General features: G+C 71.0%; 19 protein-coding genes. 11 read left to right on the top strand and 8 right to left on the bottom strand.

The genetic code is table 11. The features are described from left to right. Positions 1-143: 143 nt before the first annotated feature. Positions 144-392 carry a hypothetical protein gene (locus tag EER30_RS47920; protein ID WP_205650233.1) on the top strand — a complete coding sequence of 83 codons (249 nt, stop codon included), beginning with the start codon at positions 144-146 and terminating at the stop codon, positions 390-392. Then, a complete protein-coding gene (locus EER30_RS49925; RefSeq protein ID WP_432417535.1) occupies positions 325-576 on the top strand; it encodes a hypothetical protein in 252 nt (83 codons plus the stop codon). Before EER30_RS47920 ends, EER30_RS49925 begins: the two co-directional genes overlap by 68 nt. A gap of 409 nt (positions 577-985) precedes the next feature. Here the strand turns inward: EER30_RS49925 and EER30_RS13975 are convergent, their stop codons facing one another. Continuing rightward, positions 986-1,447, bottom strand: a complete 462-nt coding sequence (locus tag EER30_RS13975) for a winged helix-turn-helix transcriptional regulator (RefSeq protein ID WP_240670007.1) — start codon at positions 1,445-1,447, stop codon at positions 986-988. A 79-nt stretch (positions 1,448-1,526) separates the two neighbouring features. Between EER30_RS13975 and EER30_RS47915 the strand changes: the two genes are divergently transcribed. Genes EER30_RS47915 through EER30_RS13955 form a run of 3 tightly spaced genes read left to right on the top strand, consistent with a single transcriptional unit; the run spans position 1,527 to position 3,567 of the window. After that, positions 1,527-2,189: a GNAT family N-acetyltransferase gene (locus tag EER30_RS47915; protein ID WP_205650232.1), complete on the top strand. Its 663-nt coding sequence runs from the start codon at positions 1,527-1,529 to the stop codon at positions 2,187-2,189. Beyond that, positions 2,186-2,971, top strand: a complete 786-nt coding sequence (locus EER30_RS13960) for a hypothetical protein (RefSeq protein WP_127500850.1) — start codon at positions 2,186-2,188, stop codon at positions 2,969-2,971. The genes EER30_RS47915 and EER30_RS13960 overlap by 4 nt, the downstream gene beginning before the upstream one ends. Before the next feature lie 53 nt (positions 2,972-3,024). Further along, on the top strand, positions 3,025-3,567 hold the full coding sequence (locus EER30_RS13955) for a dihydrofolate reductase family protein (protein ID WP_127500849.1): 543 nt from the start codon (positions 3,025-3,027) through the stop codon (positions 3,565-3,567). 126 nt (positions 3,568-3,693) lie between these two features. Here EER30_RS13955 and EER30_RS13945 read toward each other — a convergent pair whose 3' ends face one another. From EER30_RS13945 to EER30_RS47045, 3 genes are all read right to left on the bottom strand, one after another. Next, positions 3,694-4,560 carry a dihydrodipicolinate synthase family protein gene (locus EER30_RS13945; RefSeq protein ID WP_127500847.1) on the bottom strand — a complete coding sequence of 289 codons (867 nt, stop codon included), beginning with the start codon at positions 4,558-4,560 and terminating at the stop codon, positions 3,694-3,696. Between the two features lie 96 nt (positions 4,561-4,656). After that, complete coding sequence (locus EER30_RS13940) at positions 4,657-5,685, bottom strand: MerR family transcriptional regulator (RefSeq protein ID WP_127500846.1); 1,029 nt, start codon at positions 5,683-5,685, stop codon at positions 4,657-4,659. A 148-nt stretch (positions 5,686-5,833) separates the two neighbouring features. Beyond that, positions 5,834-5,980, bottom strand: a complete 147-nt coding sequence (locus tag EER30_RS47045; RefSeq protein WP_164842319.1) for a hypothetical protein — start codon at positions 5,978-5,980, stop codon at positions 5,834-5,836. Positions 5,981-6,137: 157 nt separating this feature from the next. Here EER30_RS47045 and EER30_RS13935 point away from each other — a divergent pair, with 157 nt between their 5' ends. From EER30_RS13935 to EER30_RS13910, 6 genes are read left to right on the top strand one after another with little or no spacing between them, the layout of a single operon-like run. Continuing rightward, positions 6,138-7,166, top strand: coding sequence for a LacI family DNA-binding transcriptional regulator (locus EER30_RS13935; RefSeq protein WP_127500845.1), 1,029 nt, complete (start codon positions 6,138-6,140; stop codon positions 7,164-7,166). After that, positions 7,163-8,407: a sugar ABC transporter substrate-binding protein gene (locus EER30_RS13930; protein WP_127500844.1), complete on the top strand. Its 1,245-nt coding sequence runs from the start codon at positions 7,163-7,165 to the stop codon at positions 8,405-8,407. Before EER30_RS13935 ends, EER30_RS13930 begins: the two co-directional genes overlap by 4 nt. Continuing rightward, on the top strand, positions 8,404-9,330 hold the full coding sequence (locus EER30_RS13925) for a carbohydrate ABC transporter permease (RefSeq protein WP_240670006.1): 927 nt from the start codon (positions 8,404-8,406) through the stop codon (positions 9,328-9,330). Before EER30_RS13930 ends, EER30_RS13925 begins: the two co-directional genes overlap by 4 nt. Then, positions 9,323-10,147 carry a carbohydrate ABC transporter permease gene (locus EER30_RS13920; RefSeq protein WP_127500843.1) on the top strand — a complete coding sequence of 275 codons (825 nt, stop codon included), beginning with the start codon at positions 9,323-9,325 and terminating at the stop codon, positions 10,145-10,147. The genes EER30_RS13925 and EER30_RS13920 overlap by 8 nt, the downstream gene beginning before the upstream one ends. A gap of 13 nt (positions 10,148-10,160) precedes the next feature. Then, the gene (locus EER30_RS13915) at positions 10,161-11,672 is read left to right on the top strand and encodes a glucoamylase family protein (RefSeq protein ID WP_127500842.1); all 1,512 of its coding nucleotides are present in this window, start codon (positions 10,161-10,163) and stop codon (positions 11,670-11,672) included. Then, complete coding sequence (locus EER30_RS13910; protein WP_127500841.1) at positions 11,673-13,463, top strand: GH39 family glycosyl hydrolase; 1,791 nt, start codon at positions 11,673-11,675, stop codon at positions 13,461-13,463. It abuts the gene before it with no gap. Here the strand turns inward: EER30_RS13910 and EER30_RS47910 are convergent. The 4 genes from EER30_RS47910 to mycP all read right to left on the bottom strand — a co-directional run bounded on the left by EER30_RS47910 (position 13,447) and on the right by mycP (position 16,168). Continuing rightward, positions 13,447-14,100, bottom strand: a complete 654-nt coding sequence (locus tag EER30_RS47910) for a phosphotransferase family protein (protein WP_205650231.1) — start codon at positions 14,098-14,100, stop codon at positions 13,447-13,449. The genes EER30_RS13910 and EER30_RS47910 overlap by 17 nt on opposite strands. Before the next feature lie 168 nt (positions 14,101-14,268). Beyond that, positions 14,269-14,538 carry a hypothetical protein gene (locus tag EER30_RS13900; protein WP_127500840.1) on the bottom strand — a complete coding sequence of 90 codons (270 nt, stop codon included), beginning with the start codon at positions 14,536-14,538 and terminating at the stop codon, positions 14,269-14,271. Continuing rightward, positions 14,507-14,815 (bottom strand): LLM class flavin-dependent oxidoreductase, encoded by a 309-nt coding sequence (locus EER30_RS13895; RefSeq protein ID WP_127500839.1) that lies wholly within the window; start codon positions 14,813-14,815, stop codon positions 14,507-14,509. Before EER30_RS13895 ends, EER30_RS13900 begins: the two co-directional genes overlap by 32 nt. 156 nt (positions 14,816-14,971) lie before the next feature. Next, positions 14,972-16,168: a type VII secretion-associated serine protease mycosin gene (gene mycP / locus EER30_RS13890; RefSeq protein WP_127500838.1), complete on the bottom strand. Its 1,197-nt coding sequence runs from the start codon at positions 16,166-16,168 to the stop codon at positions 14,972-14,974. Positions 16,169-16,317: the final 149 nt, after the last annotated feature.

The following is a 16,317-nucleotide window of genomic DNA, read 5'->3' as shown; positions in this document are numbered from 1 at the left end:
GACGTCTTCTATTGCCAGCCAGGCATCGAAGGGGCACACGAGAAGGGCGGCGTCGAGGGCCAGATCGGCTGGTTCCGCCGCAACCATCTCGTTCCAGTGCCGCGCGTCGACTCATTCGATCAGCTCAACGCCATGGTCGACCTGTGGACGATCAGGACGACGCCCGGCGCATCGGCGCCCGGGACCGCACGATCGGCGAAGACTTCGCCGTCGAGCAGCCGTTGCTGGTGCGGCTGCCGGACGACGACTTCGAGACCGGCATGTGGCTGGCGCCCCGCGTCGAACCGCTACAGCCAACTCACCGTCCGCACGAACCGCTACTCAGTGCCGGTGCGGCTGGTCGGCCGGCAGGTCCGCGTTCAGCTGCACGCCTCCCACCTGGTCGTCAATGACGGCCGGGAACAGGTCGCCTGGCACGAACGGCTGATGGCCAAAGGCGGCTCACGGCCCGGGTCGGGGACTTGGCCCGGGTCGGGCATCCGCTTTCCGTGGCCGGCACCGACGGCACGGTGGTCACTGAGGCCTCCCAAGCGGGCCGGCGTCGTGGCGCCGCGCCGCGCCACCCGGTTGCGCTGACAAGCAGCCAAGCCGGATCACAGGTCCCGAGTTCAGGAATACAGGCCCCTCCCCGTCCATGATCGATCCGAGACCTGGATCCAGGCCCCTGGAACGCGATCGAGGCCCCTGCATCAAGGACCAGCTCAACGATCAAACCGGGGAGAGCCCTGTCTCCTGGTATCAGGCACGGAGGCGGGCCAACCGGCCACCGCGACCGGCCGCACTACTGCGGCACCCACGACGGTGGCCGGCCTGGACAGCCTGCGCGACCAACCAGTCACCGCGACCGGCCGACATAGGTGAGGCCGTCTGGGCCCCGGGGCAACGGCTGCGCCAACCAGACGAGACGCCTGCACCGGGCCTCCAGGGCAGACCTCGAGCCCGGAGGCTCTCTGGCGGGTCTGCACGCAGGGAGCCGGGGCGGGGCTCAGGGCGTACGAAGGCGAGCTTCGACCTGGTCGATCGTGACGTCGTGGGCGTGGGTGCAGCGGACCACCGCGTCGACGGGGGCGCCGCAGCCGGCGTGGACCAGCTCGACGACCGCCGGGCGGTCCTCGCGGAACTCGTCGCCCCAGCGCTGCAGCGCCACGAAAGCCGGGAACAGCGCGCGCCCGGATTCGGTGAGGACGTATTCCTGCCTCGTACGCTCGCCCGGCTCCTGATAGTCCTGCCGGGTGAGCAGACCGGCGGCGACGAGCTCGCGGACGCGTTTGGCCACGCTCGCCTCGGTCAGGCCGGTGCCGCGGGTGAACGCGTCGAAGCGCCGCGCGCCGTAGAACGCCTCGCGCAGCACCAGGAACGTGGACCGGTTGGCCAGCACGTCGAGCGCCCGCTCGAGCGAGCACCACTCACTCTTCTCGCCGCGGCTCCACTCGACGAGCCTTCCCACCGGATGTATGATATCCACCGCGCCCACCTCCTCTGACTGCGCTATTCTATAGCCAGCGCCGCGGTTAGGCTGTAACCCCGTGATCACTGTTGCGGGGGCCGGGGACCGGCAGAACATCGTCGACGCGCTCGTTGCCGCGTTCGTCAAAGATCCGGTGCTGCGGCACCTGTTCCCCGACGACGAGACCTATCCGCGCTGGGCGGCCGCGTTCTTCGGGCTGTGCTTCGACAAGCGCGTGCACCGCCGCACGATCTGGACGATCAACAGCGGCGCCGCCACCGCCATCTGGGAGCCGCCCAGCCCCGAGCGGCCCAGCCCCGCTGCGAGCAGCGCTGAGGCGCCCAGCCCCGGCACAGCCGGCGGCGACCCGAGCGAGGGCGCGCAGGCATACAGCCTCGCCGGTGACGACGCCTCGCACGCCACTCCGTCCGGAAGCGACCTCAGCCAGTTGCTGCCGGCCGACGCCTACCGGCGTATGTGCGACTACGACGACGCCGTCCACGCGGCCATGCCGGCCGAGCCGTTCTGGTATCTCGGCGTTCTCGGCACCCACCCCGACCACACCGGCCGCCGCTGGGCGCAGGCTGTCATGCACGCCGGCCTCGACCGGGCCGCCGCCGACGGTCTGCCCGCCGTCCTGGAGACCAGCAACCCCGCCAACGTCGAGTTCTACCGCCGTGCCGGCTGGCGGGTCGTCAACGAGATCGCGAATCCGATTCCGATCTGGATAATGCAGCGGTGACAAAACCCACGGGGAAGTACGGTTTCTCGCTACTGACGGTCGGCGTCCTGCTGGCCGGGTGCACTCCCGCCGCCGGCGACGACGACGTCCAGTCCCGCTCCGCCTCGGCTTCGGCTCCCGCGCCGGGCGCCGGGAAGGCCAAGCCCAAGCTGGTGCCGGCGGCCGACCAGTTCAAGGCCGCCCTGACCAAGACCCTCAACTCGAGTTTCAAGTACACCGTCAGCAGTGACCTGCCCGAGAAGCGGCGCGTCACGGGCAGCGGCACCTACGACCGCAAGTCGAAGAAGCTGCAGTTCTCGATGAAGTTCACCGGCAAGGACGCGCGCACCGCGCAGGCAATCCTGATGTCGAACGACTACTACGAGAAGATTCCCGGCAGCAGCCGCTGGGCCCACCTCGACCTGAAGCGCCTCAAGAAGAACTCGATCTACCGCATGGACACGGCCGACCCGATCGGTGTGGAGACCTTCCAGAAGCAGATCAAGACGGTACGCCGCACCGGCGCGACCACGTTCGCGGGCACCTTCGACGCGAACGGCGGCGGCACCGACGGTTTCCTGCCCCTCGGGGCGCCCAGCATGGTCGTGTTCACGTTCGGCACCGGGGGCTGCACCTTCACCGCGACCACCGACGCGGCCGGCCGGGTCACCGCGATCGACATCACGGTCAAGCTGAAGGACGGCACCTCCAAGATGTCGACGAAGCTGTCCGCTCACGGCGGGCCGACCGGCATCAAGAAGCCCGCCCGTACGGCCGAGGTCGCCGACTTCATCTACGAGTGACCGTCACGGTAGCCGGGCCGACGAGTTCCCGGCCCGGCTACCGTCGGACCATCATGGCGAAACTCCTGTACTCCGCGACGATGTCCCTGGACGGCTTCATCGCCGGCCCCGACGGCGACATGGGCTGGATGGCCGGGCTGCCCGACTCCGGCCCGCACCCGGTCGCCGACGACCTGTGGCCGCGGGTCGGCGCCCTGCTGGCCGGCGCCCGCACCTACTTCGGCGATGACCCGAACGCGGGCACTGATGCCGAGGGCGCGTTCGGTGGCCAGTGGTCGGGCCCCCAGTTCGTCCTGACCCACAACCCGCCCGCCGACCCGGTTCCCGACGTCACGTTCCACTCCGACCTGTCCGAGGCGGTCGCCGCCGCCCGCGCGGCCGCCGGCGATCGCTACGTCAACGTGCTCGGCGCCGACGTGGCCGCCCAATGCCTGGACGCCGGCTTCCTCGACGAGATCCTGGTCATCGTCGCCCCCGTCCTGCTCGGTGACGGCACCGCGCTGTTCCGCCGGCCCGGCGGCACGAACGTCGCCCTCGAGGAGATCTCCTCGACACCGGGCCCGTATCCCAGCGTCTGGCTGCGCGTCCCTGCGTGAGCTGGTCTACGACGACCCGCTGGACGCCTGGGCGACAACGCCGGTGCTGGAGCTGGACGGTCTCCTCGACGACCGTGTGACGGCGGTACTCACGGCGCTGGGCCGGCCGTAGGAACGGACGGGCGCTCACGGAACCACGGCGGTCCCCGCGCTGATAGGCCCGGCCGCGCCGAGACCCGCGGCCAACGCGGCGTCGCGAACGCCCGGGGTCGCGGGCAGCAACGGCAGACGTACGTCCGGGGTCGGAATGCGGCCGTCGGCATGCAGCACGGCCTTGACCACGGCCGGGTTGGGCTCGGCGAACAGGGCCGCCGACAGCCGGGCGAGCCGAAGCCCCAGCCCGGCGTCCCCCGAGCGGGTCAGCTCGGCGAACGCCGCCGTCGCCACGTGGGCCGAGGCCAGCACCGCGCCGTGGGCGCCCAGCGCGAGCAGCGGCGAGATCAGCACATCGTCGCCGCCGAGGATCGCGAACCGCGGCGGCGGATCGGCCAGCAGCGCGACCGTGTCGGCGTCGATCGCGCCCGTGGCCAGCTTCATCCCGATCACCCCGGGAATGCCGGCCAGTCGGCGCAGTGTGGCCACCGACAGCGGCTGCGCCGTCCGGTACGGCACGTGATAGATCACCAGCGGCACCGCGCTCGAGGCGGCCAGCGCCCGGAAATACGCGACGACCCCGTCCTCACCCGGCCGCACGAACGGCGGCACCAGCGTCAGCGCCGCCGTGGCTTTCAAGGAACCCAGTGAGGTCGCGTCGTTGGCCCCGACGAGCACCTGGGCGTCCCGCGCGAGGCACACCGCCGCGACCAGGTCGAGCACCTGCGCGCGCTCGACCGGGCTCAGGGACGAGGGTTCGCCGGTGGTGCCGAGGGCGACCACCCCGCTCGCCCCGGCGTCGAGCACGTCGTGGGCCAGCCGCTCCAGTGCGGCCAGGGCGACGGTGCCGTCCGCGGCGAACGGGGTGATCAGGGGAACGTACAGACCACTGAGACTCATGCGGGTCACGCTGCCACCGCGAACCCGTAAGGTCCATTTAATTCCGCTCGACTACAGTTAAGCACCACTGAAATAAGAGCGGGCGGCAGCGCCGGGTCAGGCGACGCTGAAACAGGCCGCGCAGGCGACGTTGTCCGGCGCCCCGGCGTCCCGGGCGGCCGCGATCAGCCGCTCGACCGCGTCCTGCGGCGTCGCGGCCGCACCGAGGACGTCGCGCAGCGTCGAGCGGGGGACGACCGTGAACAGGCCGTCGGTGCAGAGCAGGTAGCGGTCGCCCGGCAGGACCGTACGCAGGGCCAGGTCGGCCTCGACCCCGTCACCCCAGCCCAGCGCGCGCACGAGCAGCGCCCGCCGCGGATGGCTCTCCGCCTCGGCCGCGTCGATGGTTCCCTGGTCGACCTGCGAACGCACCCACGTGTGGTCCTGGGTGAGCAGCGACAGCTCGCCGTCGCGCAGCACGTAGGCACGCGTGTCGCCGACGTGCACGAGGGCGAGCCGGGAGCCGCGCCGCACCAGCGCGGTCAGGGTCGTGAAGGGCTGGTCCGCCGGGGACAGTGCCCGCACCGCCCCGTCGGCCGTCGTCACCGCCGCGGACAGCGCCGAGAGCAGGTCGCCGTGCTCGAGGACTTTGAGGGCGTCGATCGCCGCGCCGGCCGCCGCCGCCCCGAACGGTCCCCCGCCCCCGTCGGCCACGGCGACGAGCTGCTCCCCCGCGTACGCCCGGTCCTCGTTGCTGTCGCGCGCGGTCCCAGGATCGGTCGCCGCCGCGAACAAGACGTCGCTCATGTCTTTGTCCCTTCCGGACAGATGCTCGACGAGGTCGGAGGTCACCCGGGCCCGGGCCGCCGTGTCGGCGCTGACCCGCTGCCAGAACCCGGCGATCGCGTCCGCGGCCCGTCCGGGCGGCAACGCGCACACCTGGCGGATCTCGGCCAGCGGCATCCCGATCTCCCGCAGCCGCGCGATCAGCCGGGCATGCGCCACCTGCGACGGCGCGTAATACCGGTACCCCGTCTCCGCGTCCACCGCCGCGGGCCCGAGCACACCCTGCTCGTCGTAGAGCCGCAGCGCCTTGGCCGTCAGCCCCGTCGCCCGCGCGAACGCCCCGATGGTCAGCAGACTCACGGTGAGATCCTCCCTCGTGCCGGTCACCGCGACCGGCACACCCGAGACTGGCCCTTCCCCCAAGGTCAAGGTCAAGGTCCGGGCGTACGAGTCGTCCGGCGCGACGGCCGAAGCGGTCAACCCGGTTCCCGCGCCCGAGGGCCCACCGTCACCACCAGGGCCGCTCCAGGGCCCGGTCGCTCCTGCGGGTGCGGTCGAGCCCGTCGAGGACCGTCATGTCGTCGGACGACAGCTCGAAGCCGTTCACGTCGGCGTTGCCGGCGATGCGGTCGAGGCTGCGTTGCAGCTCGGCCACCGGGTCGCGGTCGGGTCGAACGTGTCGACCTTGAACAAGTGTGCCGACTGAACGCCGAACCGCACGGCCTTTGTCCGGTTTCGACGGTCATTGCGGATGATGAATACGTCGATGCCTCAAGTTTCGGGGCCATGGCGGCGGCGTTACGTTCCCTGACATGGCGATGAAAGCGCTTTCAAAGGCGACCATCTATCAGGTCGCCCAGTTGGCCGGCGTCTCGATCGCCACCGTGTCGCGGGCCCTGCGCGACTCCGACCTGGTCACCCGCGAGACCCGCGAGCGGGTGCGGGCCGCCGCGCAACAGCTTCACTTCACGCCCAGCCGCCCGGCCCGGTCGCTGGCCGAGGGCCGCCACGCCGCGAACGGAATCGTCTTCCCCGACCTGGTCGGCCCGTACTACGCCGAGGTCGTGCTCGGCTACGAGGCGGCCGCGTCGGCGGCGGGCAGCAGCGTGCTGATCCTGACCACCCACGGCCGTCGTGACCCGGCGGCCGCCGTGCGCGAGCTGGCCGGCCGGGTCGACGGGCTGACCGTGATGGGCCGCACCGTCGACGACGACGTGGTCGGCGGAATCGCCGGCACCGGCCTGCCCGTCGTGCTGCTGGCCCGCGACCCCGTGCCCGGAGTCGACACCGTGCGGGCGGGCAACGCCGGAACCGCGCGGGCCCTGGCCGAGCACCTCGTCGAGCACGGCCACCGCACGATCACGTTCCTCGGCGACCCCGCCCGCTCCCCCGACGTCGCCGGGCGCCACGCGGGCGTCAAGGCCGGACTCGCGCGTGCCGGTGTCGAGCTGCCTGACCCCGTACGGCTGAAGGGTCTTGACCTGGAATCGGGGCGTCGGGCCGCCGAGCGGCTGCTGACCGGGGCGCGGCCCGACGCGGTGATCTGCGCGAACGACGAGGTCGCGCTCGGAGTGCTGGTGGCCGTCGAGGAGGCCGGGCTGAAAGTGCCCGAGGACCTGGCCGTGACCGGCTGGGACGACCTGCTGGCGGCCCGGTTCGCCGGGCTGACCACGGTGCGCCAGCCCATGCGGGAACTCGGCGCGACCGCCGCCCGCTGGCTGAACCGGCGGATCAGCGAAGCCACGGAAAGTAGCGAAAGGACAGCCGCGCGGCGCCGGATCCTCCCCACCGAACTGGTGGTCCGGCGCAGTTGCGGCGTGCACAAGGAGGTGCGTTCATGAGGAAACGATGGTTGGCCGCGGTTCTCTTGGTCAGCGTGGCCGCGGGCTGCGGGCGTGGGGACGGCGGGGGCGGCGACACCGCTCAGGCCGTCAAGGACGGTAAGGCGACCGGCGAGATCACCGTCTGGGCGATGGGCACCGAGGGTGAGAAGCTGGCCGAGTTCGCGAAGGCGTTCACGGCCGAGAACCCCGAGGCGAAGGTCAGCGTGACCGCCGTACCGTGGGACTCGGCCCAGCAGAAGATCTCCAGTGCGATCGCCGCGAAGCAGACCCCGGACGTGTCGATGATCGGCACGACGATGCAGGGCGAGATCGCCAAGACCGGCGCGCTGGACGCCACCCCGACCGAGCTGTTCCGGAAGGACGCGTTCTTCCCGGGCGCCTGGGACACGACCGTCGTCGACGGCACGCCGTACGGGATCCCCTGGTACGTCGAGACGCGCGGCATCTACTACCGCAAGGACCTCGCCGCGAAGGCCGGCTTCCCGGACGGGCCGAAGACGTGGGACGACCTGACCGCGATGGCCAAGGCGCTGCAGCAGAAGGCCGGCGCGAAGTGGGGCATCAGCCTGCAGCCGGGCAAGACCGGGAGCTGGCAGTCGATCCTGCCGTTCGGCTGGTCCAACGGCGCGTCGCTGAACACCGGCGACAAGTACACGTTCGACACCCCGCAGATGGCCGAGGCCCTCGCCTACTACCAGTCGTTCTTCACCCAGAAACTGTCCCCGGACAACCTGCCCCAGGGTGCTCTCGAGCCCGCGTTCGTGCGCGGCGAGATCCCGATGTTCATGTCGGGCCCGTGGCACGTCGGCATCCTGAACGAGCAGGGCGCGAAGGACAAGTTCGGGATCGCGCCGATGCCGGCCAAGCAGTCGTCGACGTCGTTCATCGGCGGCAGCAACCTGGCCGTGTTCAAGGACGCGAAGAACCGTGACGCGGCCTGGAAGTTCCTGGCCTGGCTGAGCAAGCCCGACGTTCAGGTCAAGTGGTATCAGGCCGTGAACGACCTGCCCGCCGTGCAGTCCGCCTGGGACGACCCGGCGCTGACGGCCGACCCGCTGCTCAAGGTGTTCGGCACGCAGCTCGAGTCGGCCAAGTCGCCGCCGACGTTCCCGACCTGGACCCAGCTCGCGGCGACCTTCGACGTCGAGGCCGAGAAGGTGTGCGTCGCCGGGGCCGACCCCGCGGCCGCGCTGAAGGCGGTGCAGAGCCAGGCTGATTCTCTCGGCACCGGCTCGTGACCGCCCTGCTCGAGGCCCCGCCGGCTGTGAAACGGGCGGAGCCGCGCAAACACCGCCGCAAGATGATCGGCTGGGCCTTCGCCGCCCCGTTCACGGCCCTGTTCCTGATCTTCGGGCTGCTGCCGGTCGTCGCGTCGCTGGTCATGAGCGTGACCGACATGAGAGCGACCGACCTGCGTACGCCCCTGGCCGTGAACTTCGTCGGCCTCGACAACTACACGAGGTTGTTCTCCGACGACCTGTTCGTCCGCTCGGCGATCAACACGCTGATCTTCGTGGTCGTCGGGGTGCCGCTGACCATCGTGGCCGCCCTGGCCGCCGCGAACGCGCTGAACTCGGGCCTGATCCGGTTCCGGGCCCTGTTCCGCGTCGGCTTCTACCTGCCCGTCGTGACCAGCATCGTCGCCATCGCGGTGATCTGGCGGTTCCTGCTCGACCCGCAGGCCGGCCTGGTCGACAACCTGCTCGCCCGGATCGGCGTCGACGGCCCGGCGTGGCTGCAGGACACCCGCACCTCGCTGGGCTCGCTGACCGTGATGGCGGCCTGGCGCAACTTCGGTTCCCTGATGGTCATCTTCCTGGCCGCCCTGCAGGGCATTCCCCAGGACCTGTACGAGGCGTCGCGCCTGGACGGCGCCGGCCGGTGGCAGCAGTTCCGGAGAATCACGATCCCGCTGATGCGCCCGGCCCTGCTGTTCGGGGCGGTCATCACCGGCATCGGCTACCTGCAACTGTTCGAGGAGCCGCTGGTGATGACGCAGGGCGGGCCGCTGAGCTCGACGCTGTCGGTCAGCTACCACATCTACAACCAGTTCGGGTTCGGCAACTACGGCTACGCGGCCGCCGCCTCGTACGTGCTGTTCGTCGCCATCGTCGCCCTGTCCGTCCTGCAGTTCCGCCTGTTGGGACAGCGAGATGACTAGAGACCGCCTGGCCAAGATCTCCCTGTACGGCATCCTGAGCGCCGGGCTGCTGGTGGTGGTCGGCCCGTTCGTGTGGATGCTGCTGTCGTCGTTCAAGCCCGAGGCCGAGATCCGCTCGGTGCCGCCGACGTGGTGGCCCTCGACGTGGACGTTCGACAACTACCGCACCCTGTTCGACCGGCTCGACTTCCCGCAGTACTTCACCAACTCGGTGATCGTCGCCGTGCTGGTGACGGTCGGGAACCTGCTGTTCTGCTCGTTGCTCGGCTACGCGCTGGCCAAGCTCGACTTCCCCGGTCGCAAGGCGCTGTTCCTGACGGTGCTGGGCATGCTCATGGTGCCGGGCATGGTGACCTTCGTGCCGCAGTTCGTGCTGGTCAGCAATCTCGGGCTCGCCAACTCGTACGCGGGCCTGGTCCTGCCGTTCCTGGCCGGGCCGTTCGGCGTGTTCCTGATGCGCCAGTTCCTGCTCGCGATCCCCGACGACCTGATCGAGGCGGCGCGCATCGACGGGGCCGGCGAGTGGCGCATCTTCTGGCGGGTCGTGCTGCCGCTGTGCAAACCGGCCCTGGCCACGCTGGGCATCCTGACGTTCCTGTCCTCGTGGAACAACTTCCTGTGGCCCCTCGTGGTGGCCACGACCGACGACAAGTACACGCTGCCGGTGGCGCTCGCGCTGTACTCCATCGGGCAGAACCGCATGTATTTCGGGCTCCTGCTCGCCGGGGCCGTGGTCGTCGTCATCCCCGTCCTGATCGTCTTCCTGGCGTTGCAGAAGCACTTCATGCGCGGCATCGCCACCACCGGACTCAAGTGAGGAGCTGTCCGTTGTGAAACGCCTACTCGTCCCCCTTGTCTCCCTGGTCCTCGTGCTCGGCAGCGGTGTCACGGCGCAGGCCGTGCCGGATCCGTTGCGCACCTACGCGAAGGACACGTGGCGCTCGCTGGTCGCCATGACCGATCCCGCCACCGGCCTCGTGGCCGACAACATCCCGGGTGATCTGTCGGCGCCCTCGGCGTACACGTCCCCGACCAACATCGGCGGGTACATGTGGTCGGCCCTGGTGGCCCGGCAACTCGGCCTGATCTCGTCGCGCGAGGCCACCCAGCGGGTCTCGCGGACGTTGGACACCCTCGCCACCCTGCGCCACCATGACGAGTCGGGCATGTTCTACAACTGGTACGACCCCCACACCGGGGCGGTGCTGACCGTGCTCCCGGACGGGTCGGCCGTCACGCCGTTCCTGTCCAGTGTCGACAACGGATGGCTGGCCGCGGCGCTGCGCGTGGTCCAGGGCGGGTTCCCGTCGCTGCGGGCTTCAGCGGCCCGGGTTCTCGACCGGATGGATTTCGGGTTCTACTTCAATCCCGCTGCCACCTCCCCGATCGGGTCGCGCGGGCTGATCCGCGGTGGCTTCTGGGACACGGCACCGTCGGGCTGCTCCGTGCCTCAGGACGGCCTGTGGTTCACCTGCAACCACTACGACATCACCGTCACCGAGCCACGCATCGCCACGTACCTCGGTATCGGCGCCGGGCAGATCCCCGCGACCGCCTACTTCGACACGATGCGCACCCTGCCCGACAACTGCGACTACTCGTGGCAGGAGATGCAGCCGCAGGGCCCCACGACGACGCACCTGGGCCGTTCGGTCTACGAGGGCTCGTACCGCTACCGGGGCATCACGTTCGTGCCGTCGTGGGGCGGGGACATGTTCGAGGCGCTGATGCCCGACCTGTTCGTGCCCGAGACGACCTGGGGCCCGCGCAGCTGGGGACGTAACCACCCGGCGACGGTCGCGGCACAGATCGAGCACGGCCTGAACGACGCCCGGTACGGCTACTGGGGCTTCTCGCCCGCGTCGAACCCGTTCGGCGGCTACGGCGTCTACGGCGTGGACGCGATGGGCATGGACACCGACGGCTACCCGTCCGACGTGCAGGGCGGCAAGTACGACGCCGGGTTCGGTGACTGCCGCCCGGCCGGCCCGCCCGCCGTCTACGGCGACGGTGTCGTCACCCCGCACGCGGCTTTCCTGGCCCTGCCGTACGCCCCCGGCCCGGTCCGCTCGAACCTCGCCAAGATCAAGAGCGACTTCGACGCGTACGGTCCCGGCGGGTTCTACGACGCCGTGGCGGTGCGCTCGGGCACGGTCGCGAAGCGCTACCTCTCCCTCGACCAGGCCATGATCATGGGGGCGCTCGGGAACCACCTCTCCCACGACGTGATCAAGAAGGCGTTCGTGACGCCGCAGTTCGAGCGCAAGATCCGGCCGCTGCTGGCCCAGGAGACGTTCAACGTGCCCGCCGGGCAGAGGCTGCCGCAGCTGGGAGGCCGTTAAATGACGATCGAGGGCCAGGCCCGGGACAACTGGGCCGCGCTGATGGGCGGCGGGGGCGCTCAGGACCGTACGCCCGGAGCGCCCCGGGAATCGTCGCTGCCCGCACCGGCCGGGGTCACCGCGCAGGTCGGCCTGGGCCAGGTGACCGTGTCGTGGGAGCCGGTGCCCGCGGCCATCGGGTACGCCGTACACCGCTCCGCTTCGGCCGACGGGCCCTTCGAGGTGGTCGATCACGGCGGCGGCGACGTCCTCGCCGTGCCGCACGGCCCGTACGCCGACACGACGCCCGGGCGCGGTGGCTGGTACGCGGTGGCGGCACTGTCGTCAGTCACGGCGCTGGGTCCATTGTCGGCCCCCGTCTTCGCGGGACTGGGCGCCCTGTCAGAGACGGTGACCGTGTCGTTGGGCTCCGGCGGCGTGCCGCTGCCCCGGATCTGGGAGGCGATGGTCGGCTCGGAGCACCTGTCCCACCTGCTGTCCTCTGATTCCACCGGTGGCGAGGTGATCGGCCCCGCCCTGCTGGACGCGCTGCGGCGGGTGCACGACGAGCTCGGCGTACGGTCGGTGCGGGCGCATCACATCCTCGGCGACGACGTCGGCGTCTACCGCGAGGTCTCCGGGTCGCCGGTGCACGACTTCAGCCGGGTCGACGAGATCTACGACCTCGTGCTGGCCGCCGGCCTGACCCCGGTCGTCGAGTTCGGCTACATGCCCCGCGACCTGGCCCGCGACCCGTCCCGCACGGTCTTCACCTATCGGGGGATCATCTCGCCGCCGCGCGACTGGGACCGCTGGGCCGGCCTGATCCGCGCCTTCACCCAGCACGTCGTCGACCGTTACGGCCTCGACGAGGTGCGGTCGACCTGGTGGTTCGAGGTGTGGAACGAGCCGAACCTGTCCGTGTTCTGGTCCGGCACGCCTGCGGAGTACTGGAAGCTGTACGAGGTCACCGCGCGGGCGGTCCGCGACGTCGACCCCGGCCTGCGCGTCGGCGGCCCGGCCACTGCGGCAGTCGGCTGGGTCGAGGACGTTCCCCTCGCCTCCTCCGATTTCGTCTCCACCCACGTGTACGGGACTCTGCCGCTCGACCTGCGGCCCCTGGCCCAGGGGTTGCCGCAGCTGTGGACCGAGTGGGGGGTGACGGCCACCCACAGGCACCCGATCAACGACTCGGTGTTCGCGGCCGCGTTCCTGCTCAAGGGCATGCAGTCGGCGGCCGGCCGCATCGACGCCCTCGCCCCGTGGGTCGCCAGCGACCACTTCGAGGAACTGGGCCGCCCGTCGCGTCTGCTGCACGGCGGGTTCGGGCTGCTCACCGTCGGCAACCTGGCCAAACCGAAGTTCTGGGCGCTGTGGCTGGCCGCCCGGCTCGGCCCGGTCGAGGTTCCGGTGACGCTCTCCGGCGACGGCGCCGACAGCCTGATCACGGCGTGGGCCTCGCGCTACGACGACGGCGGTCTCGGGATCCTGCTGCTCAACAGCACCCTCGACCAGAGCCGATACTCAGGAGAACCAGACCTGCTGCGTACGGTCGTCGTGCGGCCCTTCCTGAGCGGTCCGCACCGCCTGCGGCTGTGGCGGGTCGACCGCACTCACGGCAACCTGGCCGCGCAGTTCGACGGGGAGTGGCCGTCCGAGCAGGAATGGGAGAAGCTGCGCGCCGCCGACCGTCTCGACGAGGCCGCGCCGCCGCGCCGGGTCGCGCCCGGGGCCGACGTGACGGTGGAGCTGCCCAACCCGGGGATCGCGTTCCTCGAGCTGCGGCCGCTGCAGGTCACTCCGTCCAGCTGAGTGTCAGCGCGAGGTGGTCCTGCCATGCACGGCGGGCCACCGAGCGCTGCACGAACCACTCGCATTTGGCCACCATCGCCTCCTGCCGCCGCGCCCACGACGGTCGTACGCCATAGCCGGTGAACAACTCGTCGAGCGCCCGTGCCGCGCCGGGGTGGTGCCGCCGGACGATCCACTCGCACCAGGCCAGGTCCTCGATCGGGTCGCCCGGGTGGGCCCACTCCCAGTCGAGCAGCCCCGTCACCCGGAACGTGTCCTGATCGAACAGCATGTTGTTGGGCCCGTAGTCACCGTGCACGACAACCCACCCCGTGCCCGTCCCCGCGTCCGGGAAGACCTGCGACACGTCGACCTGTTGCAGCCGGCGCAGCAGCTCGCCGCACGCCCGCAGCACCGGCCGTTGCAGCCCTTGATCGATGAGGTCCTGCCCGTGCATCCCCGGCAGCTGCCGCATCCGCAACGCTCCCTCGGGCGCCCCCAGCACCTGCGGCACCGGAAGCCCGACCGGAAGCCGCTCGAGCACGCCCAGCTCGGTCCCCCGGCGCAACGCGTCGTCGCGGCCACCCCGATACCGCTTGACCACCACATTCCCGTCCCCGCGGGTGTCGTTGGTGTAGCCGTGCCGCAGTGGTCGCATCCCGCCGCCCTTCACGAACTCCGCCGACCGCGATCCTGGTCGATCCCCCACGGTCCCGTGCAGCCGGACGATCGTATTCCCCCGCGACACCCGCCGGTTCCCGCGCTCCTCACCCTGCTGGCCGGTCCTGACTCTGCGCCACCGCCTGCCCGTCCTCAGCCGCGAGGGTCAGAGAGTGGCCGGGCCCTCGGCGATTCGGCGGGCGGCGGCGGTCACTCCGCCACGCCACCAGCCGAGGGCTTCGACCCACCAGGTGAGACCGGCTTCGGCGTACGGGGTGGTGTGGTCTTTCCCCGTTGATGCCTTGGTGGCGCCCTCGAGCACGAAATCGAACGCGCTGCCGGGGCGGCCGGCCCGCTGACTCCGTACGAAGTCGGTGACCTCGCGGAACTCGTCCAGGGGGACGTTACGGTCGCGCTGGTGTTCGAAGATCGGCATGGTTGATCGCGGCGCTCTCCTGAGCCACGTCCTGCGCCGGGCGGCGGGGCAGCACGACCGTGAGGATGATCCGCACCCGCTCGGTCGCCGCGGCGATCGCCCCGGCGGCCACGACCGAGTTGGTGACCGGCCATCCCGGTTTGTGGTAGAGCAGGTGATCCCACAGGTGCACGCCGTCCCAGCCGTACTGCTCGGCGCTGACCGCGAGCTCGACCAGCTTGCGGATGTCACCGAACTCCCCGACGATAGGCAGCCCGGCCGCATACCTGAGACCCATGCCCGCACTCTACCGAGCAGTTCGATCACCGCGGCGCGCCGACGACGCACCTGGGCCGTACGAGCACCGACATGGCAGGGCCTCTGCGCGGGGCCGGGCCGGCCCCGCTGCCCGCCGTGCCGACTCATCCACCGACGCCGACCGACGCGCGTCGACCTAATCGGCCGGATGCCAGCCGCGGCGCCTTCCCCGGCCGACGGCCGCGGCCACCACACCGAGCAGCACGACCACTGCGGCCACGACGACGGCGAACGTCAGCGCCCGCTGGTGGGAGCGGTCGCGGCGAGCGGCGAGGGCGGCCACGGCCGGGTCTTCGCCGCCGACCACACCCGGGGCCGGCTCGGGACGGGCCTGCTGCCCGAGGGCCGAAGTCAGTGCCCGGTAGGGGTTCAGCAGGCCCGCGCCGTATTCGGGGCTGCCCACACCGCCGGGCGCCGGGTCGGCCGTGGCGGTCAGCCGCCGCAGCACCTGAGCGGGGGTGATCGCCGGGAACCGCTCTTTGAGCAGCGCCGCGGTGGCCGACACGAACGGTGTCGAGAAACTCGTGCCGCTCAATGTCGTGTGGCCGGAGACGAGGTTGGCCGCGGTGACCGGCTGACCGAACGCGACCAGGTCGACGTAGGCGCCGCGCTGGGAGAACGAGGCCCGCTCGCCGTCGGCCTCGACCGCGCCGACACCGATGACGCCGTCGTAGCCGGCCGGGTACGGCGTCGGGTTGCCGGCCCCGGGCTCGCCCTTGTTGCCGGCTGCGGCCACGACCACGACACCGGCGTCGATCGCGCGGGCCACGGCTGCCTCGACGGCATCGTTGTCGGCGGTCATCACCAGCGAGAGGTTGATCACGTCGGCGTCGCCCTCGTCGACGGCCCAGTCGATCGCCCGCGCGAACTGGGCCGGGCTCCCCTGCTCGCCCACGACCTCGTCGTTGATCTCTTCCTGCTCGCTGATGCGCACCGGGACGATCACCGCGCCGGGCGCCAGCCCCTGGAAGCCGGTGTTGCGGGCGGGGACAGCGCCGATGATGCTCGCGACCGCCGTGCCGTGGCCGTTGCAGTCCTGCCGGCCGGACCGCTCGCCGTGCAGGAAATCGTTGCCCTGCTCGACCCGTCCCCGCAGTTGAGGATGCTCGGCGTCGACCCCGGAATCGATCACCGCGACCCGCACCCCGGCGCCGGTGGCCAGGGCGGCCAGCCGCTTGGGGTCGTACACCTGGTCCTCGATCGGAACGCCGGCGACGACCGGCCTGGGGCTCGCCGTCTGCTGACAGACGACGGCCGCGGCAGCCGGCACGGGCACCGTCAGCACAACGGTGGCGAGCACCGCCGCGGCGGCTGACAACCGGCGCCGACCCATCGAGAACCTCCGAAGCCCGTGGCAACGATCCGGCTGGATCGTATCGAGGGGGTGCGACAGTCTCTGTTGTGTGTTCAGGGACCTCACAGCTAGGTTGTGGGAACCATCTGCGGCGTCGCGAGGGAAACCGGTGAGAATCCGGTGCGGTC

This window comes from Actinoplanes solisilvae (genome assembly GCF_003999975.1).
GTDB lineage: Bacteria > Actinomycetota > Actinomycetes > Mycobacteriales > Micromonosporaceae > Actinoplanes > Actinoplanes solisilvae.
The sequence above is the reverse complement of the archived record's forward strand: the minus strand, read 5'-3'. Positions and strand labels throughout refer to the sequence as shown.

Coding starts and splice junctions, on each gene's coding strand:
- EER30_RS13930 (WP_127500844.1), top strand. CDS start 7,163: ATGAGGAAACGATGGTTGGCCGCGGTTCTCTTGGTCAGCGTGGCCGCG.
- EER30_RS13955 (WP_127500849.1), top strand. CDS start 3,025: ATGGCGAAACTCCTGTACTCCGCGACGATGTCCCTGGACGGCTTCATC.
- EER30_RS13895 (WP_127500839.1), bottom strand. CDS start 14,815: ATGGGTCTCAGGTATGCGGCCGGGCTGCCTATCGTCGGGGAGTTCGGT.
- EER30_RS13935 (WP_127500845.1), top strand. CDS start 6,138: ATGGCGATGAAAGCGCTTTCAAAGGCGACCATCTATCAGGTCGCCCAG.
- mycP (WP_127500838.1), bottom strand. CDS start 16,168: ATGGGTCGGCGCCGGTTGTCAGCCGCCGCGGCGGTGCTCGCCACCGTT.
- EER30_RS47910 (WP_205650231.1), bottom strand. CDS start 14,100: ATGCGACCACTGCGGCACGGCTACACCAACGACACCCGCGGGGACGGG.
- EER30_RS13900 (WP_127500840.1), bottom strand. CDS start 14,538: ATGCCGATCTTCGAACACCAGCGCGACCGTAACGTCCCCCTGGACGAG.
- EER30_RS13910 (WP_127500841.1), top strand. CDS start 11,673: ATGACGATCGAGGGCCAGGCCCGGGACAACTGGGCCGCGCTGATGGGC.
- EER30_RS13945 (WP_127500847.1), bottom strand. CDS start 4,560: ATGAGTCTCAGTGGTCTGTACGTTCCCCTGATCACCCCGTTCGCCGCG.
- EER30_RS13920 (WP_127500843.1), top strand. CDS start 9,323: ATGACTAGAGACCGCCTGGCCAAGATCTCCCTGTACGGCATCCTGAGC.